This is a genomic window from Streptomyces sp. ALI-76-A, from assembly GCF_030287445.1.
GTDB lineage: Bacteria > Actinomycetota > Actinomycetes > Streptomycetales > Streptomycetaceae > Streptomyces.
The window spans coordinates 3,456,533-3,478,947 of sequence record NZ_JASVWB010000002.1 but is presented as its reverse complement, the minus strand read 5'-3'; the positions used below and the strand labels follow the sequence as shown (position 1 = coordinate 3,478,947).

General features: G+C 71.1%; 17 protein-coding genes and 1 pseudogene. 14 read left to right on the top strand and 4 right to left on the bottom strand.

The features are described 5' to 3' along the window. Positions 1 to 165: 165 nt before the first annotated feature. Positions 166 to 1,083 (bottom strand): sugar phosphate isomerase/epimerase family protein, encoded by a 918-nt coding sequence (locus QQS16_RS16495; protein WP_286062480.1) that lies wholly within the window; start codon positions 1,081 to 1,083, stop codon positions 166 to 168. 143 nt (positions 1,084 to 1,226) lie between these two features. Between QQS16_RS16495 and iolC the strand changes: the two genes are divergently transcribed. From iolC to QQS16_RS16430, 13 genes are all read left to right on the top strand, one after another. Next, positions 1,227 to 2,177 carry a 5-dehydro-2-deoxygluconokinase gene (gene iolC, locus QQS16_RS16490; RefSeq protein ID WP_286062479.1) on the top strand — a complete coding sequence of 317 codons (951 nt, stop codon included), beginning with the start codon at positions 1,227 to 1,229 and terminating at the stop codon, positions 2,175 to 2,177. Further along, positions 2,174 to 3,064 (top strand): Cgl0159 family (beta/alpha)8-fold protein, encoded by an 891-nt coding sequence (locus tag QQS16_RS16485; protein WP_286062478.1) that lies wholly within the window; start codon positions 2,174 to 2,176, stop codon positions 3,062 to 3,064. Before iolC ends, QQS16_RS16485 begins: the two co-directional genes overlap by 4 nt. A 7-nt stretch (positions 3,065 to 3,071) precedes the next feature. Further along, positions 3,072 to 3,896, top strand: coding sequence for a 5-deoxy-glucuronate isomerase (gene iolB / locus QQS16_RS16480; RefSeq protein WP_286062477.1), 825 nt, complete (start codon positions 3,072 to 3,074; stop codon positions 3,894 to 3,896). Beyond that, positions 3,893 to 5,776: a 3D-(3,5/4)-trihydroxycyclohexane-1,2-dione acylhydrolase (decyclizing) gene (iolD, locus tag QQS16_RS16475; RefSeq protein WP_286062475.1), complete on the top strand. Its 1,884-nt coding sequence runs from the start codon at positions 3,893 to 3,895 to the stop codon at positions 5,774 to 5,776. Before iolB ends, iolD begins: the two co-directional genes overlap by 4 nt. Before the next feature lie 14 nt (positions 5,777 to 5,790). Further along, positions 5,791 to 7,293 carry a CoA-acylating methylmalonate-semialdehyde dehydrogenase gene (gene mmsA / locus QQS16_RS16470; RefSeq protein WP_286062473.1) on the top strand — a complete coding sequence of 501 codons (1,503 nt, stop codon included), beginning with the start codon at positions 5,791 to 5,793 and terminating at the stop codon, positions 7,291 to 7,293. A gap of 278 nt (positions 7,294 to 7,571) precedes the next feature. Further along, on the top strand, positions 7,572 to 10,223 hold the full coding sequence (locus QQS16_RS16465; protein ID WP_286062470.1) for an alpha/beta fold hydrolase: 2,652 nt from the start codon (positions 7,572 to 7,574) through the stop codon (positions 10,221 to 10,223). Continuing rightward, positions 10,220 to 11,086, top strand: coding sequence for an ABC transporter permease (locus QQS16_RS16460; RefSeq protein WP_286062468.1), 867 nt, complete (start codon positions 10,220 to 10,222; stop codon positions 11,084 to 11,086). The genes QQS16_RS16465 and QQS16_RS16460 overlap by 4 nt, the downstream gene beginning before the upstream one ends. 147 nt (positions 11,087 to 11,233) lie before the next feature. Further along, positions 11,234 to 12,769, top strand: a complete 1,536-nt coding sequence (locus QQS16_RS16455) for a vWA domain-containing protein (RefSeq protein WP_286066348.1) — start codon at positions 11,234 to 11,236, stop codon at positions 12,767 to 12,769. Between the two features lie 1,148 nt (positions 12,770 to 13,917). Next, the gene (locus QQS16_RS16450; protein ID WP_286062467.1) at positions 13,918 to 14,178 is read left to right on the top strand and encodes a hypothetical protein; all 261 of its coding nucleotides are present in this window, start codon (positions 13,918 to 13,920) and stop codon (positions 14,176 to 14,178) included. A gap of 279 nt (positions 14,179 to 14,457) precedes the next feature. Next, complete coding sequence (locus QQS16_RS16445; RefSeq protein WP_286062465.1) at positions 14,458 to 14,718, top strand: hypothetical protein; 261 nt, start codon at positions 14,458 to 14,460, stop codon at positions 14,716 to 14,718. A gap of 368 nt (positions 14,719 to 15,086) precedes the next feature. Continuing rightward, positions 15,087 to 15,347 (top strand): hypothetical protein, encoded by a 261-nt coding sequence (locus tag QQS16_RS16440; protein ID WP_286062464.1) that lies wholly within the window; start codon positions 15,087 to 15,089, stop codon positions 15,345 to 15,347. 221 nt (positions 15,348 to 15,568) lie between these two features. Further along, positions 15,569 to 15,820 (top strand): hypothetical protein, encoded by a 252-nt coding sequence (locus QQS16_RS16435; protein ID WP_286062463.1) that lies wholly within the window; start codon positions 15,569 to 15,571, stop codon positions 15,818 to 15,820. Between the two features lie 806 nt (positions 15,821 to 16,626). Next, complete coding sequence (locus QQS16_RS16430) at positions 16,627 to 17,169, top strand: LPXTG cell wall anchor domain-containing protein (protein ID WP_286062462.1); 543 nt, start codon at positions 16,627 to 16,629, stop codon at positions 17,167 to 17,169. 54 nt (positions 17,170 to 17,223) lie between these two features. Here the strand turns inward: QQS16_RS16430 and QQS16_RS16425 are convergent, their stop codons facing one another. Both QQS16_RS16425 and QQS16_RS16420 read right to left on the bottom strand, forming a co-directional pair. Beyond that, positions 17,224 to 18,489: an NAD(P)-binding domain-containing protein gene (locus tag QQS16_RS16425; RefSeq protein ID WP_286062461.1), complete on the bottom strand. Its 1,266-nt coding sequence runs from the start codon at positions 18,487 to 18,489 to the stop codon at positions 17,224 to 17,226. Next, complete coding sequence (locus QQS16_RS16420; protein WP_286062460.1) at positions 18,489 to 19,748, bottom strand: carboxylate--amine ligase; 1,260 nt, start codon at positions 19,746 to 19,748, stop codon at positions 18,489 to 18,491. Before QQS16_RS16420 ends, QQS16_RS16425 begins: the two co-directional genes overlap by 1 nt. A 196-nt stretch (positions 19,749 to 19,944) precedes the next feature. On the opposite strand from QQS16_RS16420, the gene QQS16_RS16415 reads away from it, so the two are divergent. Further along, positions 19,945 to 21,309 carry a glycoside hydrolase family 26 protein gene (locus QQS16_RS16415; RefSeq protein WP_286062459.1) on the top strand — a complete coding sequence of 455 codons (1,365 nt, stop codon included), beginning with the start codon at positions 19,945 to 19,947 and terminating at the stop codon, positions 21,307 to 21,309. A gap of 32 nt (positions 21,310 to 21,341) precedes the next feature. Here QQS16_RS16415 and QQS16_RS16410 read toward each other — a convergent pair. Continuing rightward, positions 21,342 to 22,388, bottom strand: a pseudogene (locus QQS16_RS16410) (GNAT family N-acetyltransferase); the annotation flags it as partial. Positions 22,389 to 22,415: the final 27 nt, after the last annotated feature.

Below are 22,415 nucleotides of genomic sequence, written 5' to 3'. Positions count from 1 at the left end.
GGCTTCGGCGCCCGTGCCCGCGCCGGCCGGCGGTGCCGCAGTCGGCCGCAGCCGCGCTCACCGGCCTTCCGTCCCTCCCGGTAGGGCACGGGGAGGGACGGAAGGCGCCGAGTCGCTGCGCCCCTCCCCGGTGCGGCACAGGAAGGGACGGAAGGCGCCGGGTGGTTACGCCCCGCACGACCTCAGGAAGGCGCGGGTCCGCTGGGCGATCGGCAGGGGCTTGTCCGGCTCGCAGGGGTACATGTCCTGCTCGACGATCGCGAACAGGTCGACGTCCAGCTTCTGCGCGGCCTCCAGCACGGGCTCGAGCGCCGGCACTCCGGCGGGCGGCTCGCACATCACACCGCGCGCGACGGCCGGCCCGAACGGGACCCCGTTCGCCCGCACGTCGGCCAGGATCTCCGGGTCCACCTGCTTGAGGTGCAGATAGCCGATCCGCTCGCCGTAGGTCTCGATGAGCTTGACGCTGTCGCCGCCGCAGTACGCGTAGTGCCCGGTGTCCAGGCACAGCGACACCAGGTCGGAGTCCGTGCCGTCGAGGAAGCGGGCGACGTTCTCCTCGCTGTCGATATGGGTGTCGGCGTGCGGGTGGACGACGATCTGGAGGCCGTAGCGCTCCCGCACCTCCTTGCCCAACCGCTCGGTCAGCGAGGTGAGATCGCGCCACTGTCCGGGCGTCAGCGTGTCCGGTTCCAGCACCTCGCCGGTCTTGTCGTCCCGCCAGAACGACGGGATGACCACGAGGTGGGACGCGCCCATCGCCTGGGCGAGCACCGCGTTGTCCGCCACGTGCGCCCAGGTCTTCTCCCAGACCGACTCGCCGTGGTGCAGGCCCGTGAACACCGTGCCGGCCGACACCTTCAGGCCACGTCTGGCCGTCTCCTCGGTGAGCACGGCGGGATCGGTCGGCAGGTACCCGTACGGGCCCAGCTCGATCCACTCGTAGCCGGAGGCGGCGACCTCGTCGAGGAAGCGCTGCCAGGGGACCTGCCGGGGATCGTCCGGGAACCAGACGCCCCAGGAGTCGGGCGCCGATCCGATCCGGATGCGGGACAGTGAGGAGTGAGGTGACAACAGCGTCATGGCCGCCAGCGTGAGGTTCCCCGGTGCGGGGTGTCAAGGCCTGGTCCGAATGTCTGGACAAAACATTGACAGGGCCGCGTGCGCGGGGCTAGAAACCGGGGAGAGCCGATACGAGCCGGCACGGCGGCACCGAAGGGAAGTCGATGGCGTACGACCTGATCACCATGGGGCGGATCGGAGTGGACCTCTATCCGCTGCAGACGGGTGTCCCGTTGCCGCAGGTGGAGTCCTTCGGCAAGTTCCTCGGCGGTTCGGCCGCGAACGTCGCCGTCGCCGCCGCCCGCCTGGGACGGCGGACCGCGGTGATCACACGCACCGGCGACGACCCGTTCGGGACGTACCTGCACGAGGCCCTCCAGGGCTTCGGCGTCGACGACCGCTGGGTCACCCCGGTCCCCGGACTGCCGACCCCGGTCACCTTCTGCGAGGTCTTCCCGCCGGACGACTTCCCGCTCTACTTCTACCGCCGCCCCAAGGCACCCGACCTGGAGATCGACGCCCACGAACTGGACCTGGACGCCGTCCGCGAGGCCGAGATCTTCTGGGTCACCGGCACCGGCCTGAGCGAGGAGCCCAGCCGCACGGCGACCCTGGCGGCGCTCGCCCACCGCGCCAAGGCCGGCACGACGGTGTTCGACCTCGACTGGCGGCCCATGTTCTGGACCGACCCGGACGCGGCCCGCCCGTTCTACGCCGAGGCCCTGAAGCACGCCACCGTCGCGGTCGGAAACCTCGACGAGGTGGAGGTGGCGACCGGGGTACGCGAACCGCACGCCGCCGCCCGCGCCCTGCTGGCGGCGGGCGTCGAACTCGCCGTCGTCAAGCAGGGACCCAAGGGCGTCCTCGCCGTCGACAGCAAGGGCGAGACCGCCGAGGTGCCGCCGCTGCCGGTGACCGTCCTCAACGGGCTCGGCGCCGGAGACGCCTTCGGCGGCTCCCTGTGCCACGGCCTGCTCGCGGGCTGGGACCTGGAGAGGATCATGCGGCACGCCAACGCGGCCGGCGCCATCGTCGCCTCCCGGCTGGAGTGCTCGTCCGCGATGCCCACGCCGGACGAAGTGACGGCGGCGCTCGCGGCGGGAGCGGTCACGTGAGCGTCGACATCGCGGAACTCGTCCGCATCCGCACCCTGCACCCCGAGGCCGTGGCCGAGGCCGCCGCCCGCCGCCCCCGCCGCCCGCTGATCGACGCGAGCGGCCGCCTGATGATCGTCGCCGCCGACCACCCGGCCCGCGGCGCCCTCGGCGTCGGCGACCGCAAGTTCGCCATGGCCAACCGCGCCGACCTGCTCGGACGCCTCTGCCTGGCGCTCAGCCGCCCCGGCGTGGACGGGGTGCTCGCCACCGCCGACATCCTCGACGACCTGCTGCTGCTCGGCGCGCTCGACGGCAAGGTCGTCCTGGGCTCGATGAACCGCGGCGGACTCCAGGGCGCCCGCTTCGAACTCGACGACCGCTTCACCGGCCACCGCCCCGAGGACATCGAGCGCCTCGGCTTCGACGCCGGCAAACTGCTGCTGCGGATCGACTACGACGACCCGGGCTCCCTGACCACCCTGGAGTCCACGGCCCGCGCCATCGACGACATGGCCGCACGCCGGCTGCCCGTCTTCGTCGAGCCGTTCATCAGCGGACGTACGGCGCAGGGCAAGCTCCGCAACGACCTCTCCGCCGAAGCCGTCACCAAGTCGATCGCCATCGCCTCCGGCCTCGGCGGCACGTCGGCCTACACCTGGCTGAAGGTGCCGGTCACCGAGAACCCCGACGACATGGCCGAGGTCATGGCCACCTCCACGCTGCCCGCCGTGCTGCTGGGCGGCGAGGTCGGCGGCACCGCCGAGGAACAGGCCGGGGCGTACGAGAAGTGGCGTGGCGCCCTGCAACTGCCCACCGTGCGCGGCCTGGTGGTCGGCCGCTCACTGCTGTACCCGGCGGACGGCGACGTGGCCGCCGCCGTGGACACCGCCGTAGGACTGCTGTGAGGGCCGCATGACCAGCAACGAGCTGTACGTCGCCAAGGGCACCGCCGCCAACGCCCAGTACGTCGTCGACATCGACCCCAAGCGGGCCGGCTGGTCCCACAGCAGCCTGCGGATCGTCGAGCTGGAGCCGGGCGGCACGCACACCTTCACCACCGGCGACAGCGAGTGGATCGTGCTTCCGCTGCAAGGCGGCTGTACCGTGCAAACAGATACCGAAGAGTTCCAACTCCTGGGCCGGGAAAGCGTGTTCGCGGGGGTCTCCGACTTCGCGTACGTACCCCGTGACGCCCGGGCACAGATCGCCTCCGGCGCGGGCGGCCGCTTTGCTTTGGCAGGAGCGAAGTGCGAGCGACAACTCCCCGCCCGCTACGGCCCCGCGCCGGAGGTCCCCGTGGAGCAGCGCGGCAGCGGGAGCTGCGCGCGCCACGTCCGCAACTTCGCCTCCGCCGACGCCTTCGACTGCGACAAACTCATCGCGGTCGAGGTGATCACACCCGGCGGCAACTGGTCCTCGTACCCGCCCCACAAGCACGACGAGCACCGGCCGGGCGAGGAGGCGGAGCTGGAGGAGATCTACTACTTCGAGATCGACGGCCCGAACGGATTCGGCTATCAGCGCGTGTCCCCCTCCCGTGAGGGCGGAGCGGACGTCCTCGCGGAGGTCCGCTCCGGCGACGCCGTGCTCGTCCCCGACGGCTGGCACGGTCCGGCGATCGCCCAGCCCGGCCACGACATGTACTACCTGAACGTCATGGCGGGCCCGGGCGCGACCCGGGAATGGCGGATCTGCTTCCACCCGGACCACGTAGAGAGCACAGGGGGTTACCGATGACCTCGACGACGAGGCTGACGGTCGCACAGGCGCTGGTGCGCTTCCTGTCCGTCCAGTACACGGAGCGCGACGGCGTACGGCAGCGGCTGATCGGCGCCACCTGGGGCATCTTCGGCCACGGGAACGTGGCCGGGATCGGCCAGGCGCTCGTCGAGTACGCCGACGAGATGCCGTACCACCAGGGCCGCAACGAGCAGTCCATGGTGCACGCGGCGGTGGGATACGCGCGGCAGTGCGACCGCCTGTCCACCCACGCGGTCACCACCTCCATCGGCCCCGGCGCCACCAACCTGGTCACCGGAGCCGCCCTGGCGACCATCAACCACCTCCCGGTGCTGCTGCTCCCCGGCGACACCTTCGCCACCCGCGTCGCCGACCCGGTCCTCCAGCAGCTCGAAGTGCCCTACGCCGGCGATGTGTCCGTCAACGACTGTCTGCGTCCGGTGTCCCGGTACTTCGACCGCGTCACGCGGCCCGAGGCCCTGATCCCCGCCGCCCTGCAGGCCATGCGCGTGCTCACCGACCCGGTCGAGACGGGCGCGGTCACCCTCGCCCTGCCGCAGGACGTGCAGGCCGAGGCGTACGACTGGCCCGACGAGTTCTTCGCCGAGCGCACCTGGGCGGTCCGCCGTCCGGGCGCCGACCCCACCGAACTGGCCGAGGCCGTCCAGGCGATCAGGAACGCGGCCAAGCCGCTGCTGATCGCCGGCGGCGGTGTGCACCACAGCCGCGCCGAGGAGGCCCTCGCCGAGTTCGCCGCGGCCACCGGCATCCCGGTCGCCTCCACCCAGGCCGGCAAGGGCTCCCTGCGCCACGACCACCCCCAGGACGTCGGTGCCGTCGGCCACACCGGCACGGCCACCGCCAACGAACTCGCCCGCCAGGCCGACCTGGTGATCGGCGTCGGCACCCGCTACAGCGACTTCACCACCGCCTCCGGGACCCTGTTCACGGGTGAGGGCGTCCGCTTCCTCAACCTCAACATCGCCCCGTACGACGGGCACAAGCTCGGCGGCCTGCCGCTCGTCGCGGACGCCCGCAGCGGTCTGCAGGAGCTGACCCGGTCCCTGGGCACGCACGGGCACCGGGTCGCGGACCTGTACGTCAGCGAGTACCTCCTCGACAAGGAGCGCTGGGAACAGCGCGTCGACGCCTGCTACGAGGCCGACGAGATCGACGTGCGCCCGACGCAGCCGCAGGTGCTCGGCGCCCTGGACGCCCTGGTCGACGAGTCGGACGTGATCATCAACGCGGCCGGCTCCCTCCCCGGCGACCTGCACAAACTGTGGCGGGCGCGCTCGCGGGACCAGTACCACCTGGAGTACGGCTACTCCTGCATGGGCTACGAGATCCCGGCGGCGATCGGCGTCAAGCTGGCCGCTCCCGAGCGCAACGTCTGGGCGCTGGTCGGCGACGGCACGTACCTGATGATGCCGACGGAGATCGTGACGGCCGTCCAGGAGGGCATCGCGATCAAGGTCCTGCTCCTCCAGAACCACGGGTACGCGTCCATCGGCGGCCTGTCCGAGTCGGTGGGCGGCGAGCGCTTCGGCACCGCGTACCGCTACCGGTCCGACGACGGCACCTACACGGGGGCGCCGCTCCCGGTGGACCTCGCCGCCAACGCGGCCAGCCTCGGCATGCGCGTGCTGCGCGCCAAGACCGTACGAGACCTCCGCGCCGCCCTCGCCGAGGCGCGCGCCGCGGACACTCCCACATGTGTCTACGTGGAGACCGAAACCGCAGACACAGTGTCGGGCGCGCCTCCGGCGCAGGCCTGGTGGGATGTACCTGTGGCCGAGACCGCGACGCGACCGTCCGCGGTCAAGGCACGTGAGCTGTACGAACGGCACGTCTCCACCCGACGCCGCCATCTGTGAAGGAGTACTCGGTCATGACGAAGATCGTCAACCACTGGATCGGCGGCAAGCCCGCCGAAGGCGCGTCGGGTACGTACGGGCCGGTCACCGACCCCGCGACCGGCGCGGTCACCACGAAGGTCGCGTTCGCGACCGTCGACGAGGTGGACGCCGCGGTCGCCGCCGCCAAGGACGCGTACGCCACCTGGGGCCAGTCCTCGCTGGCCAGGCGCACGGAGATCCTCTTCCGCTTCCGCGCCCTGCTGGACGCCAACCGCGACGCCATCGCCGAGCTGATCACCGCCGAGCACGGCAAGGTGCACAGCGACGCGCTGGGCGAGGTCGCGCGCGGCCTGGAGATCGTGGACCTGGCCTGCGGCATCAACGTGCAGCTGAAGGGCGAGTTGTCGACGCAGGTCGCCAGCCGGGTGGACGTGGCCTCGATCCGGCAGCCGCTGGGCGTCGTCGCGGGCATCACGCCGTTCAACTTCCCGGCGATGGTCCCGATGTGGATGTTCCCGATGGCCATCGCGTGCGGCAACACCTTCGTGCTGAAGCCGTCCGAGAAGGACCCGTCGGCCTCCGTGAAGATCGCCGAGCTGCTGGCGGAAGCCGGTCTCCCGGACGGCGTCTTCAACGTCGTACACGGCGACAAGGTGGCCGTCGACCGCCTCCTGGAGCACCCGGACGTCAAGGCGGTCTCCTTCGTCGGCTCCACCCCGATCGCCCGCTACATCCACACCACCGCCTCCGCGAACCACAAGCGCGTCCAGGCCCTGGGCGGCGCCAAGAACCACATGCTGGTCCTCCCGGACGCCGACCTGGACGCGGCGGCGGACGCGGCGGTGAGCGCGGCCTACGGCTCGGCCGGCGAGCGCTGCATGGCGATCTCGGCCGTGGTCGCGGTCGGCGCGATCGGCGACGAACTGGTCGACAAGATCCGCGAGCGCGCCGAGAAGATCAAGATCGGCCCCGGCGACGACCCCACGTCCGAGATGGGCCCGCTGATCACCGCCGTCCACCGCGACAAGGTGGCCTCCTACGTCGAGGGCGCGGCGGCCGAGGGCGCCGAGGTGGTCCTCGACGGCACCGGCTACACCGTCGAGGGCTTCGAGGACGGCCACTGGATCGGCATCTCGCTCCTCGACAAGGTCCCGACCACCGCGAAGGCCTACCAGGACGAGATCTTCGGCCCGGTGCTGTGCGTGCTGCGCGTCGACACGTACGACGAGGGCGTGGCCCTCATCAACAGCTCGCCCTTCGGCAACGGCACCGCGATCTTCACCCGGGACGGCGGCGCGGCCCGCCGCTTCCAGATGGAGATCGAGGCCGGCATGGTCGGTGTGAACGTCCCGATCCCGGTCCCCGTGGGCTACCACAGCTTCGGCGGCTGGAAGGACTCCCTCTTCGGCGACCACCACATCTACGGCAACGACGGCACGCACTTCTACACCCGCGGCAAGGTCGTCACCACCCGCTGGCCCGACCCGGCCGACGCTCCGTCGGGCGTGGACCTGGGCTTCCCGCGCAACCACTGACACCCGCCGAGCGGGGCCGTCCGTAGCGCGGACGGCCCCGCTTCCGCGCCCACGCGATCGCCCTCGGCTCCCACGGAGACAAGCCGGACCCGAGGGGCGCGGGGAACCGCGCGACAAGCCCCGGCGCACCCGCACCGACAGATCACGGAACCCACCGGGCTCGCCGCCGCCGTACCGCATCCGTGGTACACCGCACCGGCCCCTACCCCGAGGGGATGGCCCGTGGTTCACCCCTCGGTCGACAACTCCCCGACAGTTTCACCCCGTACCGTTGACGCATGGATCTTCGACTGCCCCGGCTGCGGGCGCTGCTTCGGGGGCCGCGACGGCTGGGCGCCGCCGCGGCCGCCGTCGTCGTGCTCGCCGGTGCCGGGACATGGACGGCCGTCGCCTCCGACGACCCGGCCGCGGTGCACGGCACCGACCGCGTCATGGACATGGGAGGCGGGGTACGCGTCGACACCTCGTACTTCACGTCCGGTGCGGCGGGCCGGCGCCCCGCCGTCCTGCTGGCGCACGGCTTCGGCGGCAGCAAGGACGACCTGCGGCAGCAGGCCGAGGACCTGGCCCGGGACGGGTACGCGGTACTGACCTGGTCGGCGCGCGGCTTCGGCAGGTCGACCGGCAGGATCGGACTGAACGACCCGAAGGGCGAGGTCGCCGACGTCTCGAAGCTGATCGACTGGCTGGCGAAGCAGCCGCAGGTCCGGCTCGACAAGGCCGGTGACCCGCGGGTCGGCATGGCCGGCGCCTCGTACGGCGGCGCCATCGCGCTGGAGACCGCCGGCCACGACGACCGGGTGGACGCGGTCGCCCCGGCGATCACCTACTGGAACCTCGCCGACGCGCTCTTCCCCAACGGCGTGTTCAAGAAGCTCTGGGCGGGCGTCTTCGTCAACTCCGGCGGCGGCTGCGACAAGTTCGAGACGCGGATCTGCCAGATGTACGAGCGGGTCGCCGAGTCCGGCACCCCCGACCCGCAGGCCGTGAAGCTCCTCCAGGAGCGCTCGCCGTCCTCCGTCGCCGACCGCATCAAGGTGCCCACACTCCTCCTGCAGGGCCAGAGCGACTCCCTCTTCCCGCTCGGCCAGGCCGACGCGGCGGCCAAGGCGATCCGCGCCAACGGCGCCCCCGTCGACGTCGACTGGATCGCGGGCGGGCACGACGGCGGCGACATGGAGACGAGCCGCGTCCAGTCCCGGGTCGCCTCCTGGTTCGACCGCTACCTCAAGGACGACAGGAGCGCCGACACCGGCTCCGCCTTCCGCGTCACCCGCACCCTCGGCACCGGCACCGGTGACGGCGAGGCCCGGCTGCGCGGCGTGAGCGAGGACACCTACCCCGGCCTGGCGGCCGACCGGCGCAAGGTCACCCTCGCCGGACGCGAGCAGAGTTTCGAGAACCCGGCCGGCGCCAACCCGCCCGCCGTCTCGGCCCTGCCCGGCATCGGCGGCGCCGGCGGCCTCGCCCAGCTGTCCACGCTCGGCGTCGGCGTCTCCCTCGACTTCCCGGGCCAGCACGCCGCCTTCGAGTCGGCGCCCGTCGAGGACGACCTCCAGATCACCGGGTCGCCGACGGTCACCGTCCACGTGAAGTCGACGAGCGAGGACGCCGTCCTCTTCGCCAAGGTGTACGACGTCGGCCCCGGCGGCGGTCAGCAGGTGCTGCCCTCCCAGCTGGTCGAGCCCCTGCGGGTCGAGAACGCGAAGGCCGGCCAGGACGTCACGATCACCCTCCCGGCGATCGACCACGAGGTGGACGACGGCCACCGCCTGCGCCTGGTCCTCGCCTCCACGGACCTCGGCTACGCCTCGCCGGCCACTCCGGCCACGTACACGGTCTCCCTCAGGGGCGACCTGTCGGTGCCGACCCCCCTCAGCCACACGAACGCGCAGGCACCGATGCCCGCGTGGGTGTGGTGGCTGCCGCTGGCCGGCGCGGTGACCGCGCTGCTCCTGCTGCTGACGGCCCGGCGCCGCACGACCGCCCCCGCCCCCGACCCGGCGGCGGCCGACGTCCCCCTCCAGATCACGGACCTGAGCAAGCGGTACGCCAAGTCCGCCGACCGGTACGCGGTCCGGGACCTGACCTTCAGCGTCGAGAAGGGCCAGGTGCTCGGCCTGCTGGGCCCGAACGGCGCGGGCAAGACGACCACCCTGCGCATGCTGATGGGTCTGATCAAGCCGGACGGCGGCGAGATCCGCGTCTTCGGCCACGCCATCGCGCCGGGCGCCCCGGTGCTGTCCCGCGTCGGCGCCTTCGTCGAGGGCGCCGGCTTCCTCCCGCACCTGTCCGGCCGGGAGAACCTGGAGCTGTACTGGCGGGCCACCGGCCGCCCGCCCGGGGACGCCCACCTGGACGAGGCGCTGGAGATCGCCGGCCTCGGCGACGCCCTGGCCCGCGCGGTCCGCACGTACTCCCAGGGCATGCGCCAGCGCCTGGCCATCGCCCAGGCCATGCTCGGCATGCCCGACCTGCTCATCCTCGACGAGCCGACGAACGGCCTCGACCCGCCCCAGATCCGCGAGATGCGCGAGGTGATGATCCGCTACGCGGCGGGCGGCCGCACGGTGATCGTCTCCAGCCACCTCCTGTCCGAGATCGAGCAGTCCTGCACCCACCTGGTCGTGATGGACCACGGCCGGCTCGTCCAGGCGGGCCCGGTCGCCGAGATCATCGGCTCCGGCGACACCCTGCTGGTGGGCACGGCCGAACCCGTCGAGGAACCCCTCGCCGAGAAGGTCGCCGCGCTGCCCGGCGTGGTCTCGGCGGTCCGCGCCGACGAGGGCCTGGTGGTCCGGCTCGGCGCCGACGGCAGCGCACGGCGCCTGATCGCCGAACTCGTCCGGCTGGAGGTCGCCGTGGAGTCGGTGGGCCCCCACCGCCGCCTCGAAGACGCCTTCCTCACCCTGATCGGAGACTCCGCATGAGCGGCACGCAGACCGACCGCGCGGAGGTGGCCCACGGCTACCGCGCGGGCCGCACGCTGCCCATACGGGTCGAGCTGGTCCGCCAGCTCAAGCGGCGCCGCACGCTCGTCATGGGCGGCATCCTGTTCGCCCTGCCGTTCGTGCTGCTCATCGCCTTCCAGGTGGGCGGCGGACCGGGCGGCGACAACGACCGCGTCAACCTCATGGACACGGCCACGCTGTCCGGGGCCAACTTCGCCGCGGTGAACCTGTTCGCCTCCGCCGGCTTCCTGCTCGTCGTCCCCGTCGCCCTGTTCTGCGGGGACACGGTCGCCTCGGAGGCCAGCTGGTCCTCCCTGCGCTATCTGCTGGCGGCTCCGGTGCCCCGGGCCCGTCTGCTGTGGTCCAAGCTCGTCGTCGGCCTCGGGCTCAGCCTCGCGGCCATGGTGCTGCTGCCGCTCGTCGCCCTCGCCGTCGGCACCGCGGCGTACGGCTGGGGCCCGCTGGAGATGCCCACCGGCGGCTCGCTGCCCGCCGGCACGGCCGCGCAGCGCCTGGTGATCACGGTCGCGTACATCTTCGTGTCCCAACTCGTCACCGCCGCCCTGGCGTTCTGGCTGTCCACCCGCACGGACGCCCCGCTGGGCGCGGTCGGCGGCGCGGTCGGCCTGACCATCGTCGGCAACGTGCTCGACCAGGTGACGGCGCTCGGCGACTGGCGCGACTTCCTGCCCTCGCACTGGCAGTACGCCTGGCTCGACGCCGTCCGGCCCCGACTCCAGTGGTCCGACATGATCCAGGGCGCCTCCGTGTCGGTAACGTACGCCCTCGTGCTGTTCGCCCTGGCCTTCCGGGGTTTCGCCCGCAAGGACGTGGTGTCCTAGGTCACCGGCGGGTCACCCGCCGGTCTCGGCGGGCGCCTTCCGTGCCCTCTTCGAGATCCATCCGCAACGCCCCGTCACGCACGTTCCGGCCCCCCGGCCCGTCACAGTCACAGACATCGACGTCAACTGGCTCAGGGGGCACGGATGATGGAGCGACACGGACCACGACGCCTGCGCGGCGTCCTGCTCGCCCTCACCGCGGCGAGCGGCCTGCTGCTCACCGGCTGCGGCGCGGGCGGCACGGGAGACCGCAGCGGCACGGACCACGCGGACGGGGCGACCGGCTTCCCGGCCCCCCGCCACAGCACCGGCGAACAGGACGGCCCGGACGACGAGTCCCGGCAGGCCGACCCCTCGCCCGACCACCTCTCCACCTTCGCCCTCGACGTCGACACCGCCTCCTACGGCTACGCCCGCCGCACCCTCGCCGACGGCCGGCGTCCCGCCCCGTCGACGATCCGCCCCGAGGAGTTCGTCAACAGCTTCCGCCAGGACTACGAGCGCCCCGACGGCAACGGCTTCTCGGTGACCGTCGACGGCGCCCGCACCGACCGGGAGGACTGGTCGCTCGTCCGGGTCGGCCTGGCCACCCGCCCCGCCGAGCAGCGGGGCGAACGCCCGCCCGCCGCCCTCACCTTCGTCCTCGACATCTCCGGCTCGATGGCCGAACCGGGCCGGCTCGACCTCGCCCAGGAGTCCCTCGGCGTGATGACGGACCGGCTCCACGACGACGACTCGGTCGCGCTCGTCACCTTCAGCGACCGGGCCGAGACCGTCCTGCCGATGACCCGCCTCGGCGGCAACCGGGCTGAGATCCACGCCACCATCGACGCCCTGGAGCCGACGTTCTCCACCAACCTCGGCGCGGGCGTGGAGACCGGCTACGCGACCGCCGTCGAGGGCCTGCGCGAGGGCGCCACCAACCGGGTCGTCCTGGTCTCCGACGCCCTCGCCAACGACGGCGACACCGACCCCGACACCATCCTCGAACGCATCGAGGGCGCCCGCCGCGAACACGGCATCACCCTCTTCGGCGTCGGCGTCGGCAGCGACTACGGCGACGCCCTGATGGAACGCCTCGCCGACCGGGGCGACGGCCACACCACGTACGTCTCCGACCCCGGCGAGGCCCGTACCGTCTTCTGCGAACAGCTTCCGAAGAACATCGACCTCACCGCCCGCGACGCCAAGGCCCAGGTCGTCTTCGACCCGCGGACGGTCGCCGAGCACCGCCTCGTCGGCTACGACAACCGCCGCGTCGCCGACGACGACTTCCGCGACGACCGCGTCGACGGCGGCGAGGTCGGCCCCGGCCACACCGTGACCGCCCTCTACGCCGTGCGCACCAAGCCCGGCGCCGACGGCCACCTCGCCACCGCCACCGTCCGCTGGCAGGACCCCGACACCCGCGCCCCGCACGAGGAGTCCGGCCGACTGGAGTCCGGCGCCCTGGGCGGCTCCCTCCGCAGCGCGAGCCCCCGCTTCCAGGTCACCGCGGTCGCCGCCTACTTCGCGGACGCCCTGCGCGGGGGCGACGGGCGCTGGACATCGCTGCCCGGCGCACCCGGCCTCGACGAACTCGCCGAACAGGCCGACGACTTGGCGGACACCACCGAGGACAAGGCGGTACGCCAACTGGCCGACACCATCCGCCGGGCGAGGCACCTCGACCCTCAGGACTGACTGACCGCACACCGACGGCAAGGCCCGCCCGGGCCCCGCCAGGTGCAGGAGTCCAGCCGATGGCCGTTACGGGAAACCGCGCGGCGGCGGCCGACAGCCTTCCCTCGCACGAGGACGCGGCCCGTGGCGTCCGCGTGACTCTCGGGGTGCCGGCCGGATCTGCGGGGTGAGGTCCGGCCCGGTCGGTGGGACGCTCCCGCGCACGCGCGTCCCACCGGACGTACAGCCCTTGCCGCACCAGCCAGTTCGCCTGGGTCAGGTCCCGGAGGACCGCCTTCGCCCCGTTCGGGTCCAGCCTGAGCCCGACCGTCCGGGCGCCCATTTCGTCCAGGACCTGCCGCTGGCCCACCGGGTCCTCGATCAGTTCCCGGCGGAGCCGCACCCGGCGGTGCCGCACCCGGCGGCGGCCACCGATGAGCACCGAGTCCGCGACTGCCGTCGGCAGAACCACCGAACGAGGGCCGGGAGCGGGAGGCCTTCGGGTGCGCCGGCGACGGCGACGACGTCGTGATCCGTCCATCGGCCCGGGGCAACCCGGCCGGCGGACCGAGCCACGGCTGAGGACGGTGTCGTACGCGAGGCCCGCACTCCCGCCCTCACCCCGCGCGCGACGGCCGGCAGCACCGCCGACCTCCTGTCACCGACGCGCTCGCGCCCGACGCCGTGGTCCTGCGCACACAGGCCAACGGCACCTGGCGGCCGGTGACTTCGCGGCCCTCGCCTGCGAAGTCACCACCTTGGCCACGGGTTTTGACCGCCGCAGGTCTGGCGGTGACAGTCGCTGTCGCGAGATCGCGGGGAAGCCCGTCGTTCGAGGCAACGTACCTGGGACCGCAGGGGTGTTGGAGAGAGAGGGGCGATACGGAGGGTCCGCGCAGGCGCCAGAGACGGCGGACCGAGCGGCACCGGACCAGGCCCCGATCCCCGCCTCTCAGGCAGGGCCAGGCGTAGAACGACGGTGCCTGCGCGGTCGGTGACTGGAGTACGGTCCGGCCGCTCCGGTTGTCATAAAAGGTGCATAGCCCGCCGACCACCACCCATTCGGGTGTGTCGGAAATGACAGGTTAAGGTGGGCGCCTGTTATCGTCTGTAACTGTTCGGACGCGGTCCGTGAAGAGGGTCGCGTGCGTGAGGAAATCGGAGATGCGATGCACAAGCTCAAGAAGGCCGCGGCGGTAGTGGCCATGGTCGGCGGCATGGGTCTTGTCGGCGGCGGCGTTGCCCACGCCGGTGGAGACCACGGATACGACGACCCGTTCGGCTTCCAGATCGACAACCTGCAGGTCGTGGAGTGCGACCAGGACTTCGACGCCGGCGCCGCCTTCGTCAACGCCCCCATCACCGCCCTCGGCGACAACAACCAGAACATCGGCAACTTCTGCACGGTGGTCGGGTCCATCGAGGACTGATTTCGGGACTCCCCGGTTGGGTCCTGGATTCCCGGGGTGCGAACGTGAAGCGCCTCCGATCGATGCGCATGAGGACGTGTGTTGGGTCCTTGTTGCCGCACCTGTCGGAGGCGCTTTGTTGTGCACGAGGGTCCATCTCCCGAAAGGCCTATAACTCGATGAGCGGAATTCGTTTGGGCGAGTCGGGAATGTTGGTTTAAGTGAGGCGCATGTTATTCTCTGTGACAGATCCAGCACGCTCCGTCAGGAGGGGTGTGTGTTGAGGGAATCGGAGACGCGATGCACAAGCTCAAGAAGGCTGCGGCGGTAGCGGTCATGGTCGGCGGCATGGGCCTGGTCGGTGGCGGGGTTGCCAGTGCCGACGGTGGCCACGACTACGACGAGAAGTTCCCGTTCGCCGTCAACAACCTGCAGGTCGTGGACTGCGAGCAGGACTTCGACGGCGGCCTCCTCTTCACCAACGCCCCCGTCACCGCCGTCGGCGACAACACGCAGAACATCGGCAACTTCTGCACGGTGATCGGGTCCATCGAAGACTGATCTCCGGCCGGCGGTCCCGCGGGCCGCACAGCGGCGCGGGTGGCCGGTGGCCAGGAGGGCACGGGGCCTTCCGGGAGCGAGGGGAAAGCGCCTCCGACTGGTGCGCATGAGGACTCTGAGGTCCTTGGTGGCGTGGCCATCGGAGGCGCTCTGCTGTCGGCCTTCAGGAATTCGATTGCGTCCCCGGCGCCCATGGGAAACCGGGTTCCGAGCAATGTGCCCCGGCGTCTTGAAAAGTGCATAACTCAATAATCTGCACCCAATCGGGTGTGTCGGAAATAGCAGTCTAAGTACGACGCGTGTTATCGTCAGTGACGAGTCGGGCACGGTCCGTAAGGGGGCCGTGTGCTCAAGAAACCGGAGACACGATGAACAAGCTCAAGAAGGCTGCGGCGGTAGTGGTCATGGTCGGCGGCATGGGCCTGGTCGGCGGCGGGGTTGCCAGTGCCGACGGTGGCCACGACTACGACGAGAGCTTCCCGTTCGCCGTCAACAACCTGCAGGTCGTGGACTGTGAGCAGGACTTCGACGGCGGCGCCGCCTTCGCCAACGTCATCCCCGCCATCGGCGGCGACAACACGCAGAACATCGGCAACTTCTGCACGGTTGTCGGGTCCATCGAGGACTGATTTCAGGACAGTGCGAAAAGCGGGGTCTCGCACATCCAGTGTGAGACCCGTTCCTGCGTCCTTGCCGCGCCTGACGCCCTGATCATCTGTCGGCTCGCGGTCGCAGGGTCAATCATTCGCGTAGCGGGGGATTTGAGAAGCGGGATCTCGCGTCCCCCTCTGCTGCGCTGATCGAGGCCACGACACTCTGTAGTGGCCGCGAGTCAACCATGGAGATACGTGTGCGCAGGTTGAAGAAGGTCATGCTGGTGACTGCCGCTGTCGGTAGCCTCGGTCTGACGGGTGCTGGGGCTGCCCAGGCTCACGACGCTGGTGGTGACTCGCCCGATACCGCCATCGACAACACGCAGTTGCTGAAGTGTGAACAGGATTTCACCGCCTCCCTGATCACGGTCGCAGTGCCGGTCACCATCCTCGGTGAAAGTGTGACGAATATCGGCAACTTCTGCACGCAGGTCGGTCCCAGCCAGTGATCGTTTGATCCTCCGACGGCTGGTTGAGAGGCGAATCCTGCGCTGCGACGCGGGCTTGGTCCCTGGGAGCCGATCGATACGGACAGCGGCCATCCTCCGGATGGCCGCTGATTTATTTTCCGGGTCCGGAAGTAACGTTTTTGCTGGCTCCTCCTCCCTCGGTGATCGCTTGAAGCATCCGAGATTCCGGACATCCGGTGGGAGCGAATGATCCATGACGCCTATCATTCGCCCCGGTATCATCCGATCAACTCCATTCATATCAACCGCTGTGCGAGGTCATTCGGGTGAATCTCAATGGCTACTCGTCCGTAAGGGGTGTCATTCGATTGATCGCCTGAGTTGCTGTTGATGCACCATCGGTTCCGTCCCCTTCTGTCGAAGAGGAATGTGAGTCGACATCGCGCCTCGGAGGGAATGTGAGTGCGTTGATCATTTTTCCGCGTTGCCCGGAGACAGGGAAAGCGTCGTTCCGGACCGAATCCGAGGCGCGGACCTGGCTGATCAAGCAGCCACTGCTGGACAGAATCCCGGACCGTATCTACCGATGCCCGGACTGCCGATACTGGCACTTCACTGGATCCCATCATCTGACCAGTCGGAAGATCAGGTCGCAACGAAACTACGGCAGGCGTGAGGTGGCCTCCCGGCGCAACGGCAGGAGGTCCAGGAAGAACTGACTGGCGCGCCTGGGCGTCATGCCTGGCAACGGTCTGCAACGGCCTGTTCCTCAAAGGTTCCGGGCCGACGTTTCCATTTCCTTGATGAGAGAGACAACGAGATTGCGACAGAACCTGAGTAAGGGAATGGTCGTGACCGCCGCCGCGACGAGCATCCTGTCCCTGTACGTCACCCAGGCGTTCGCGGACTCGCACGCCGAGGGGGCCCCAGGGGGATCACTCGGCGCCCTGTCGGGCACGTCTGCTGCCCTCTACGGCGGCAGCGGCTACGGCGATGACGACAGCGGCGCCAGCGGCAGCGGCTACGGCGATGACGACGGCGGCGCCAGCGACGGCGGCTACGGTGACGACAGCGGCTACGGTGACGACAGCGGCTACGGTCATGACTCGGACCCGCCAGGTAGCTACGGCGACACACCGGCCGCACAGCCCCCCAGCACGCCGCCGGCGTCACCGCCTGCCACCACACCACCCGTGACGTCGCCGCCACCGGCCACCACGCCCCCCACCTCGGTGACGACGCCTTCTGCGCCGCCCTCGACGCAGCCGCCGACCCTTCCCGAGACCGGTGGCGACGGGCACGCGGTGGTGGTCTCGGGTCTTGCCGCGCTGCTGCTGACCGGCGGCACCATCCTGTATCGACGGGGCCGAGCCGAGCCCCCTCGATAGTGCTCCGTTCGGGTGCCGGACGAATCGAGTCCGGCACCCGGCAGCACCCCTTGGTCAGAGGCGCGTGTTCCACGGTGCTTCTCGGCGTCCCCGGTCCACCGGTACGGGGATCCTCCCGGCGGGCGAGGCGGTGCGCAGTCGGTGGCGTACCCCTCGGACAAGCGTCGCCGCCGTGAAGGTCGCGCCGTGGACGAAGCGCATCGCCGGGCCGAAGGCGGAGGCGGTCAGCAGACCGGCCAGGAACAGCCCGGGGTGCGAGGACTCGAAGTCCCGCCCTACCGCAGGGGAGCCGTCGGCTGTCGTCGCCAGGCTCCCGCGCAGCTCGGTGGAGAGCAGGCCCAGCCGGTCCAGGGTCGCCCGGAATCCCGTGGCAGCCACCACGTGTTCGGTCTTCAGGGAGCGCAGCTCCCCCGTCCGGCTCACCGTCTCCAGCCGTACGCCGCCAGGCACCGCACGGGCCGCGGTGACCTCGTGGCCGAGCAGCATCTCCACCCTCGGCTCCACTCGGTCCCGTACCCACCAGGCGCCCGCCGGCCCGAGCGCCGTGGCCGCGACGCGGGCTCGGGTCGGCTCGGGGAGGCGGCGGAAGAGGTCCGGACGCTCCGCGTAGAACCAGTTGCGCCAGCCGCAGCCGAGGCCACTGTGCGGGGCGCGCGCCGACTGCCACCAGGGACGCTGTCCGGGCGGCGGCACGTCGTTCCAGCGCAGCCGGTCCGCCCGGGCCAGGACCCGTACGCGGGTGCCTTGTTCGGCGAGGAGGGCCGCCGTCTCCAGGGCCGCCTGGCCGCCGCCGATCACTGTGACGTCCTTGCCGCGGAAGCGGCCGAGGTCATTGTGGCCGCTGCTGTGCGTGACGAGTGCGGGGTGCAGACCGTGCAGAGGTGAAGGCACCTTCGCGAAGGGCAGGACGCCGACCGCCAGCGCCACCGTCCGGGCACGCAGCACCTCGCCGTCCTCGGTGACCGCGTCGAAGCCGGCCGGGCGGGCCGCCACCCGGCTCACCATGCGCTCGTCCACCTCCGGTACGGCGTTGCGCGCGAACCACAGGCCGTACTCCGCGAACGTCTGCACGGGGATCGGTTCCGCGTGACGCGCCGTGAGCCCTCGGGTGGCGCAGTAGGCGTCCAGGCGCCAACGACCTGCCGGGTCTGCGAGGTTGGAGGCCCATGGCTCCGACTTCAGGAACATACCGCGGGGCATGTGGGCCCGCCAGGACGCCATGGGCCGTCCGAGCACGCGCACATTCAGCCCGGCGTCCGCGGCGTGTGACGCGATGGACAGGCCGTACGGGCCGGCGCCCACCACCAGCAGGTCGTGCATCAGTGATTTCTCGCCTTCTCGTCGTCGATCAGGGAGGGTGCGGTCGCCTGGTGGCCCACGCGGGTGGGCACGGGCGTCGCCGGGGCCACGCGGAGCCGCTCTCGCAGCCGACGGGCCACATGACGGCACCACAGGGCGCACATCGCCCGGCCGGGAGCCGGGTCGTCCGGGGCGTGCCAGGCCAGTTCGCGTCCGCGGGGCGCCGACCGCAGCGCAGCGAGCGGTGCGTAGTTCTCCACGACGAACGACCGCCCCACCAGCGGCGCCGGCTGCGGAAGTTGGCGGTGTGTCAGATCCAGGTGCAGGGCGCGTACGACGTCCAGTCCGGCGGCGTCGGAGAAGAGCCGGAACTGGGCGCCGGGGCGCGGGTTGAAGTCGAGCAGGTGGTAGCGGCCCGTCGTGCCGCAGCGGCGGAAGTCGAGGTCGAAGATTCCGCGGTAGCCCAGCTCACCGGTGAGCCGCTCGGCGAGCGCCTGCACCTGCGGGTTGTCCGTCCAGCGGCCGATGACGGTCAGGCCGGCCCCGCGCGGCCACGCCCGCTGTTTGCGGCCCGGCCCACCCGCGCGCACAGTGCAGGAGCGGTCGGCGTATCCGTGGAAGAACCAGTCGCGATCCGGGCCCGGCGGCAGATACGCCTGCAGCAGCAGCGGGCTGCCGGCCTCCTCGGCGCGCAGATACAGCTCCCGCGCCTGCCGCGCGGACTTCACCAGCACCGTGCTGTGCAGTCCGCTGTCTGCCGGCACCTGCCAGGGCCGGCTCCATTTCGCGACCATCGGCAGGCCCAGCCGCCGGGCGGCGTCAGTGGCCTGCGCCGGACTGTCCGGGACCAGCGTCAACGGGTGCGGGATGCCCACGGACGCGCATACGCGGGCCAGTTCGGCCTTGTCGGCGACGCGTTCGGGCAGTGCGCCCGGCGTGGCGGGCAGCAGAAAGGAGGGGGCGAGTGCCTTGCGCATGCGCCCCACGGCGACCGCGCTCGCGTCGTCCATCGGGACCAGGACGGCGGGACGCGCGACCCGGGCGGCCACCCGGCGCAGCACGACGGCGATCTCGTCGAGGGATGCCCCGGGCGGTGGCGGAGGATGCATTTCGCGTACGAAGCGCGACGTGGTGACGGGACTTCCCGTGGAATCGGCGACCACATGCACCTCCACTCCCGCTCTGCCGAGCGAGCGCACGGCCCCCAGCGTTCCGTGGTGAAAGGGATTCCGGTCGATCCGCAGCAGAACGGCGGGGACGCGGGTGTCGAGCAGCGGCACGGACTTCATTCCTTCGGATCGGCTCACCCGTACAGGGGAGCGAGGTACTCGAAAGCCGTAAGGGCGGTGGCGCCATTCCATTTCATGTGACTGACTTCACGTGACTGGGTGTCAACAGTTCGACGGCAAGGCGGCAGAAGATCACCGGCAGAAAACAACCCCAGAAGACAGCAAGAGCGCGGAGAGAGGAGCAGGCATGGTTCCCCAGCATCGCCGGGCCCGGACCAGGCGGCTGACGGTCGTCGCCGGGGCAGTCGCCCTCTTGGCCGCGTTGGTCTCCGGCGCCGGTTTCGCGGCGGGTACGCCGCCCTCCGCTGATCCTTCCGCTCCGGCTCCGCCTCCGGCCGTCCTGGCTCCGGTCGCTCCGAGTCCAGCCGTCCCGACTCCGGTTGTCCCGGCTCCGGCTGTCCCGACTCCGGTTGTCCCGGCTCCGGCCGTTCCGGCGATCACCCCGGCCTTCACCGCCCCGCCCGCTCTCGGGCTGCCGCAGCCGGCCCCGCCGACCCCTTCCGCCGCCGGGCCGGCGACCCCGGAGCCCGGTGAGGAGAGCCCCGCCTTCGGGGCCTTCCTCGATTCCGGGGCCCCGGGGGTGGCGGCCATGGCGGGATTCGGCCGCTGGCTGGGTGGCGTCGACCTGCGCGTCGGCCACACCTATCTGCCCGGCGACCGCTGGAGCAACATCGAGGGTGCTCCGGGCTTCCTCGACGTGTGGGCGCGCTGGCGCGGGGCGAAGGACGACCGGATGTTCGTCCTCAACGTGCCCATGCTGGAGCGCAACGAGGAAAAGGTCTCCGACGGAGAGGTCCGGTGGCTGCTGCGGCAGGGCGCCGCCGGACACTTCGATCACCACTTCCGCGCCCTCGCCGAGCGGCTGGTGGCGTTGAACGTGCCGGACACGGTCCTGGTGCTCGGCTGGGAGATGAACGGCACGACGTACACCCACCGCTGCGCGCCCGATCCGGAGGCATGGAAGAGGTACTGGAACAACATCGTCACCGCCATGCGTTCGGTGCCGGGCCAGGAATTCCGGTTCGACTTCACGCCGAGCCGCGGCCGGGACGCCATTCCCTGGACCGAGTGCTATCCGGGGGACGGCACCGTCGACATCATCGGCATGGACGCGTACGACCAGCCGCAAGGAACGCCGTTCGACGAACAGGTGGCGGAGCCCTACGGACTTCAAGCACACGTCGACTTCGCGAAATTCCACAACAAGCCTATCTCCTATCCGGAATGGGGGCTCTTCCGTAATGGCGACAATGCCGAATACATGCGGCGGATGCTCGCCTGGATCGATGCGCACAAACCGCTCTACAACACGCTGACGGACTACTGTCCGCACGGTGTCTGGCAGTGCCCGGCCAACCCCGCTGCGTCCCGGGTCTACCGGTCCGTCCTCTCCGGTCGCCCTGACGAACCGGCGGCACCCCCCGTGCCCACCGCATTTCCCAAACCGTCGAGCCCGGCGGACTGCTCGCCAGTGCGCCTTCCCGACTGGGTCGAGTCCTGGCTCGGCCGGAAGGTGTGCGTGCCTCTCGGCAGGTGGTCGCGGAACCGATAGCGGTCGCCGGTGACGGCGGGTCCCGAGACGGGCCCGCTGCCCCCGGTCCGCTCCCGGAAGCGACTCAGCAGCTCCTTGCCCCGCCGGCGCGCGGCCACCGCGCCGATCACCGCCGACATCAGCGGAGCCGTGTGTCGCCGGGCCAGCAGCAGCCGCTGGTTGGCGACTGGTTCGGGGCGCCAGTGGTGCTTGTAGGGCTCGTTGCCGCGCAGCAGGCTCAGCGTGCCCAGCCCGCCGTCACTCGTGTGCTGGCTGCACGCGTCGAGGAGTATCACCGCCACATCCGCCTTGCGTTCCCGCAGGCGAGGATGGGCGCCGTACAGGTAGCCGCCCGCGAGCCGACGCGACAGCAGTGTGAGGTCCACGGCCACCACGTCGTCGTCGAGCCGGAACTCGGTGACCACCGCGTCACCGGAACGCACCATCGGTCCCACGGAGCGCACCAGGTGCTCGCAGAAGCGTCTTTGCAGGTGCTCCGACGTGACCCTCCGGCCCTGCCACTGCAGCCGGTGCAGTTCGAGCAGCCGCCGAAGCGCCGCGCCGACCTGGTCCGGCGCCACCACGTGCCGTTCCACGCCGAGCGACCTCAGCTTGCGCAGCTTGGCGCGGGCCCGCTGGGCCTTGCCCGACGGCAGCCGGGACAACAGCTCGTCCATGGACAAGGCGGGCAGCTCCAGGCACAGCGAGTCCTGGATCCGGCGGCGCGGCCCGTTCCAGCGGTCGTAGACGTGCTCGGCCGCGCCGCCCGGACGCACCTCACGGAAGTCGATCAGCGCGGTGCGGGCGACGGCCGACAGCGCCTCGGCGAGCACGGCAGCCGCCCGGTCCGCCCGCTCGTCGTCGAGGAGGACGTCCCCGTAGTCGGAGATGGGCCCGCCGAGCGGTACGAGCGCGGGCACCGGCGCACGCCGGAGCATCATGGGCGCGGCAGCCACGAGTTCGGCGCCCTCGCGTACGAGCACCAGCCGCAGCCGGCCGGGTCTGCCGTACGACAGCCACCACGAGTGCAGCCAGGCGTGGTTCTGGAACGGTGTCGCCGCGCCGCACCGCTCGTACAGCCGTCCCCAGTCCGGGGCCATCTCCGCGAAGGCGCGTGTGTCGGTGAC

What these genes read in the sequence shown, in the direction of transcription:
- QQS16_RS16450 (WP_286062467.1), top strand. Translation starts at nt 13,918, where the DNA reads ATGCACAAGCTCAAGAAGGCCGCGGCGGTAGTGGCCATGGTCGGCGGC.
- QQS16_RS16440 (WP_286062464.1), top strand. Translation starts at nt 15,087, where the DNA reads ATGAACAAGCTCAAGAAGGCTGCGGCGGTAGTGGTCATGGTCGGCGGC.
- QQS16_RS16445 (WP_286062465.1), top strand. Translation starts at nt 14,458, where the DNA reads ATGCACAAGCTCAAGAAGGCTGCGGCGGTAGCGGTCATGGTCGGCGGC.
- iolD (WP_286062475.1), top strand. Translation starts at nt 3,893, where the DNA reads ATGACCTCGACGACGAGGCTGACGGTCGCACAGGCGCTGGTGCGCTTC.
- iolC (WP_286062479.1), top strand. Translation starts at nt 1,227, where the DNA reads ATGGCGTACGACCTGATCACCATGGGGCGGATCGGAGTGGACCTCTAT.
- QQS16_RS16465 (WP_286062470.1), top strand. Translation starts at nt 7,572, where the DNA reads ATGGATCTTCGACTGCCCCGGCTGCGGGCGCTGCTTCGGGGGCCGCGA.
- QQS16_RS16425 (WP_286062461.1), bottom strand. Translation starts at nt 18,489, where the DNA reads ATGCACGACCTGCTGGTGGTGGGCGCCGGCCCGTACGGCCTGTCCATC.
- QQS16_RS16455 (WP_286066348.1), top strand. Translation starts at nt 11,234, where the DNA reads ATGGAGCGACACGGACCACGACGCCTGCGCGGCGTCCTGCTCGCCCTC.
- mmsA (WP_286062473.1), top strand. Translation starts at nt 5,791, where the DNA reads ATGACGAAGATCGTCAACCACTGGATCGGCGGCAAGCCCGCCGAAGGC.
- iolB (WP_286062477.1), top strand. Translation starts at nt 3,072, where the DNA reads ATGACCAGCAACGAGCTGTACGTCGCCAAGGGCACCGCCGCCAACGCC.
- QQS16_RS16415 (WP_286062459.1), top strand. Translation starts at nt 19,945, where the DNA reads ATGGTTCCCCAGCATCGCCGGGCCCGGACCAGGCGGCTGACGGTCGTC.
- QQS16_RS16430 (WP_286062462.1), top strand. Translation starts at nt 16,627, where the DNA reads ATGGTCGTGACCGCCGCCGCGACGAGCATCCTGTCCCTGTACGTCACC.
- QQS16_RS16460 (WP_286062468.1), top strand. Translation starts at nt 10,220, where the DNA reads ATGAGCGGCACGCAGACCGACCGCGCGGAGGTGGCCCACGGCTACCGC.
- QQS16_RS16495 (WP_286062480.1), bottom strand. Translation starts at nt 1,083, where the DNA reads ATGACGCTGTTGTCACCTCACTCCTCACTGTCCCGCATCCGGATCGGA.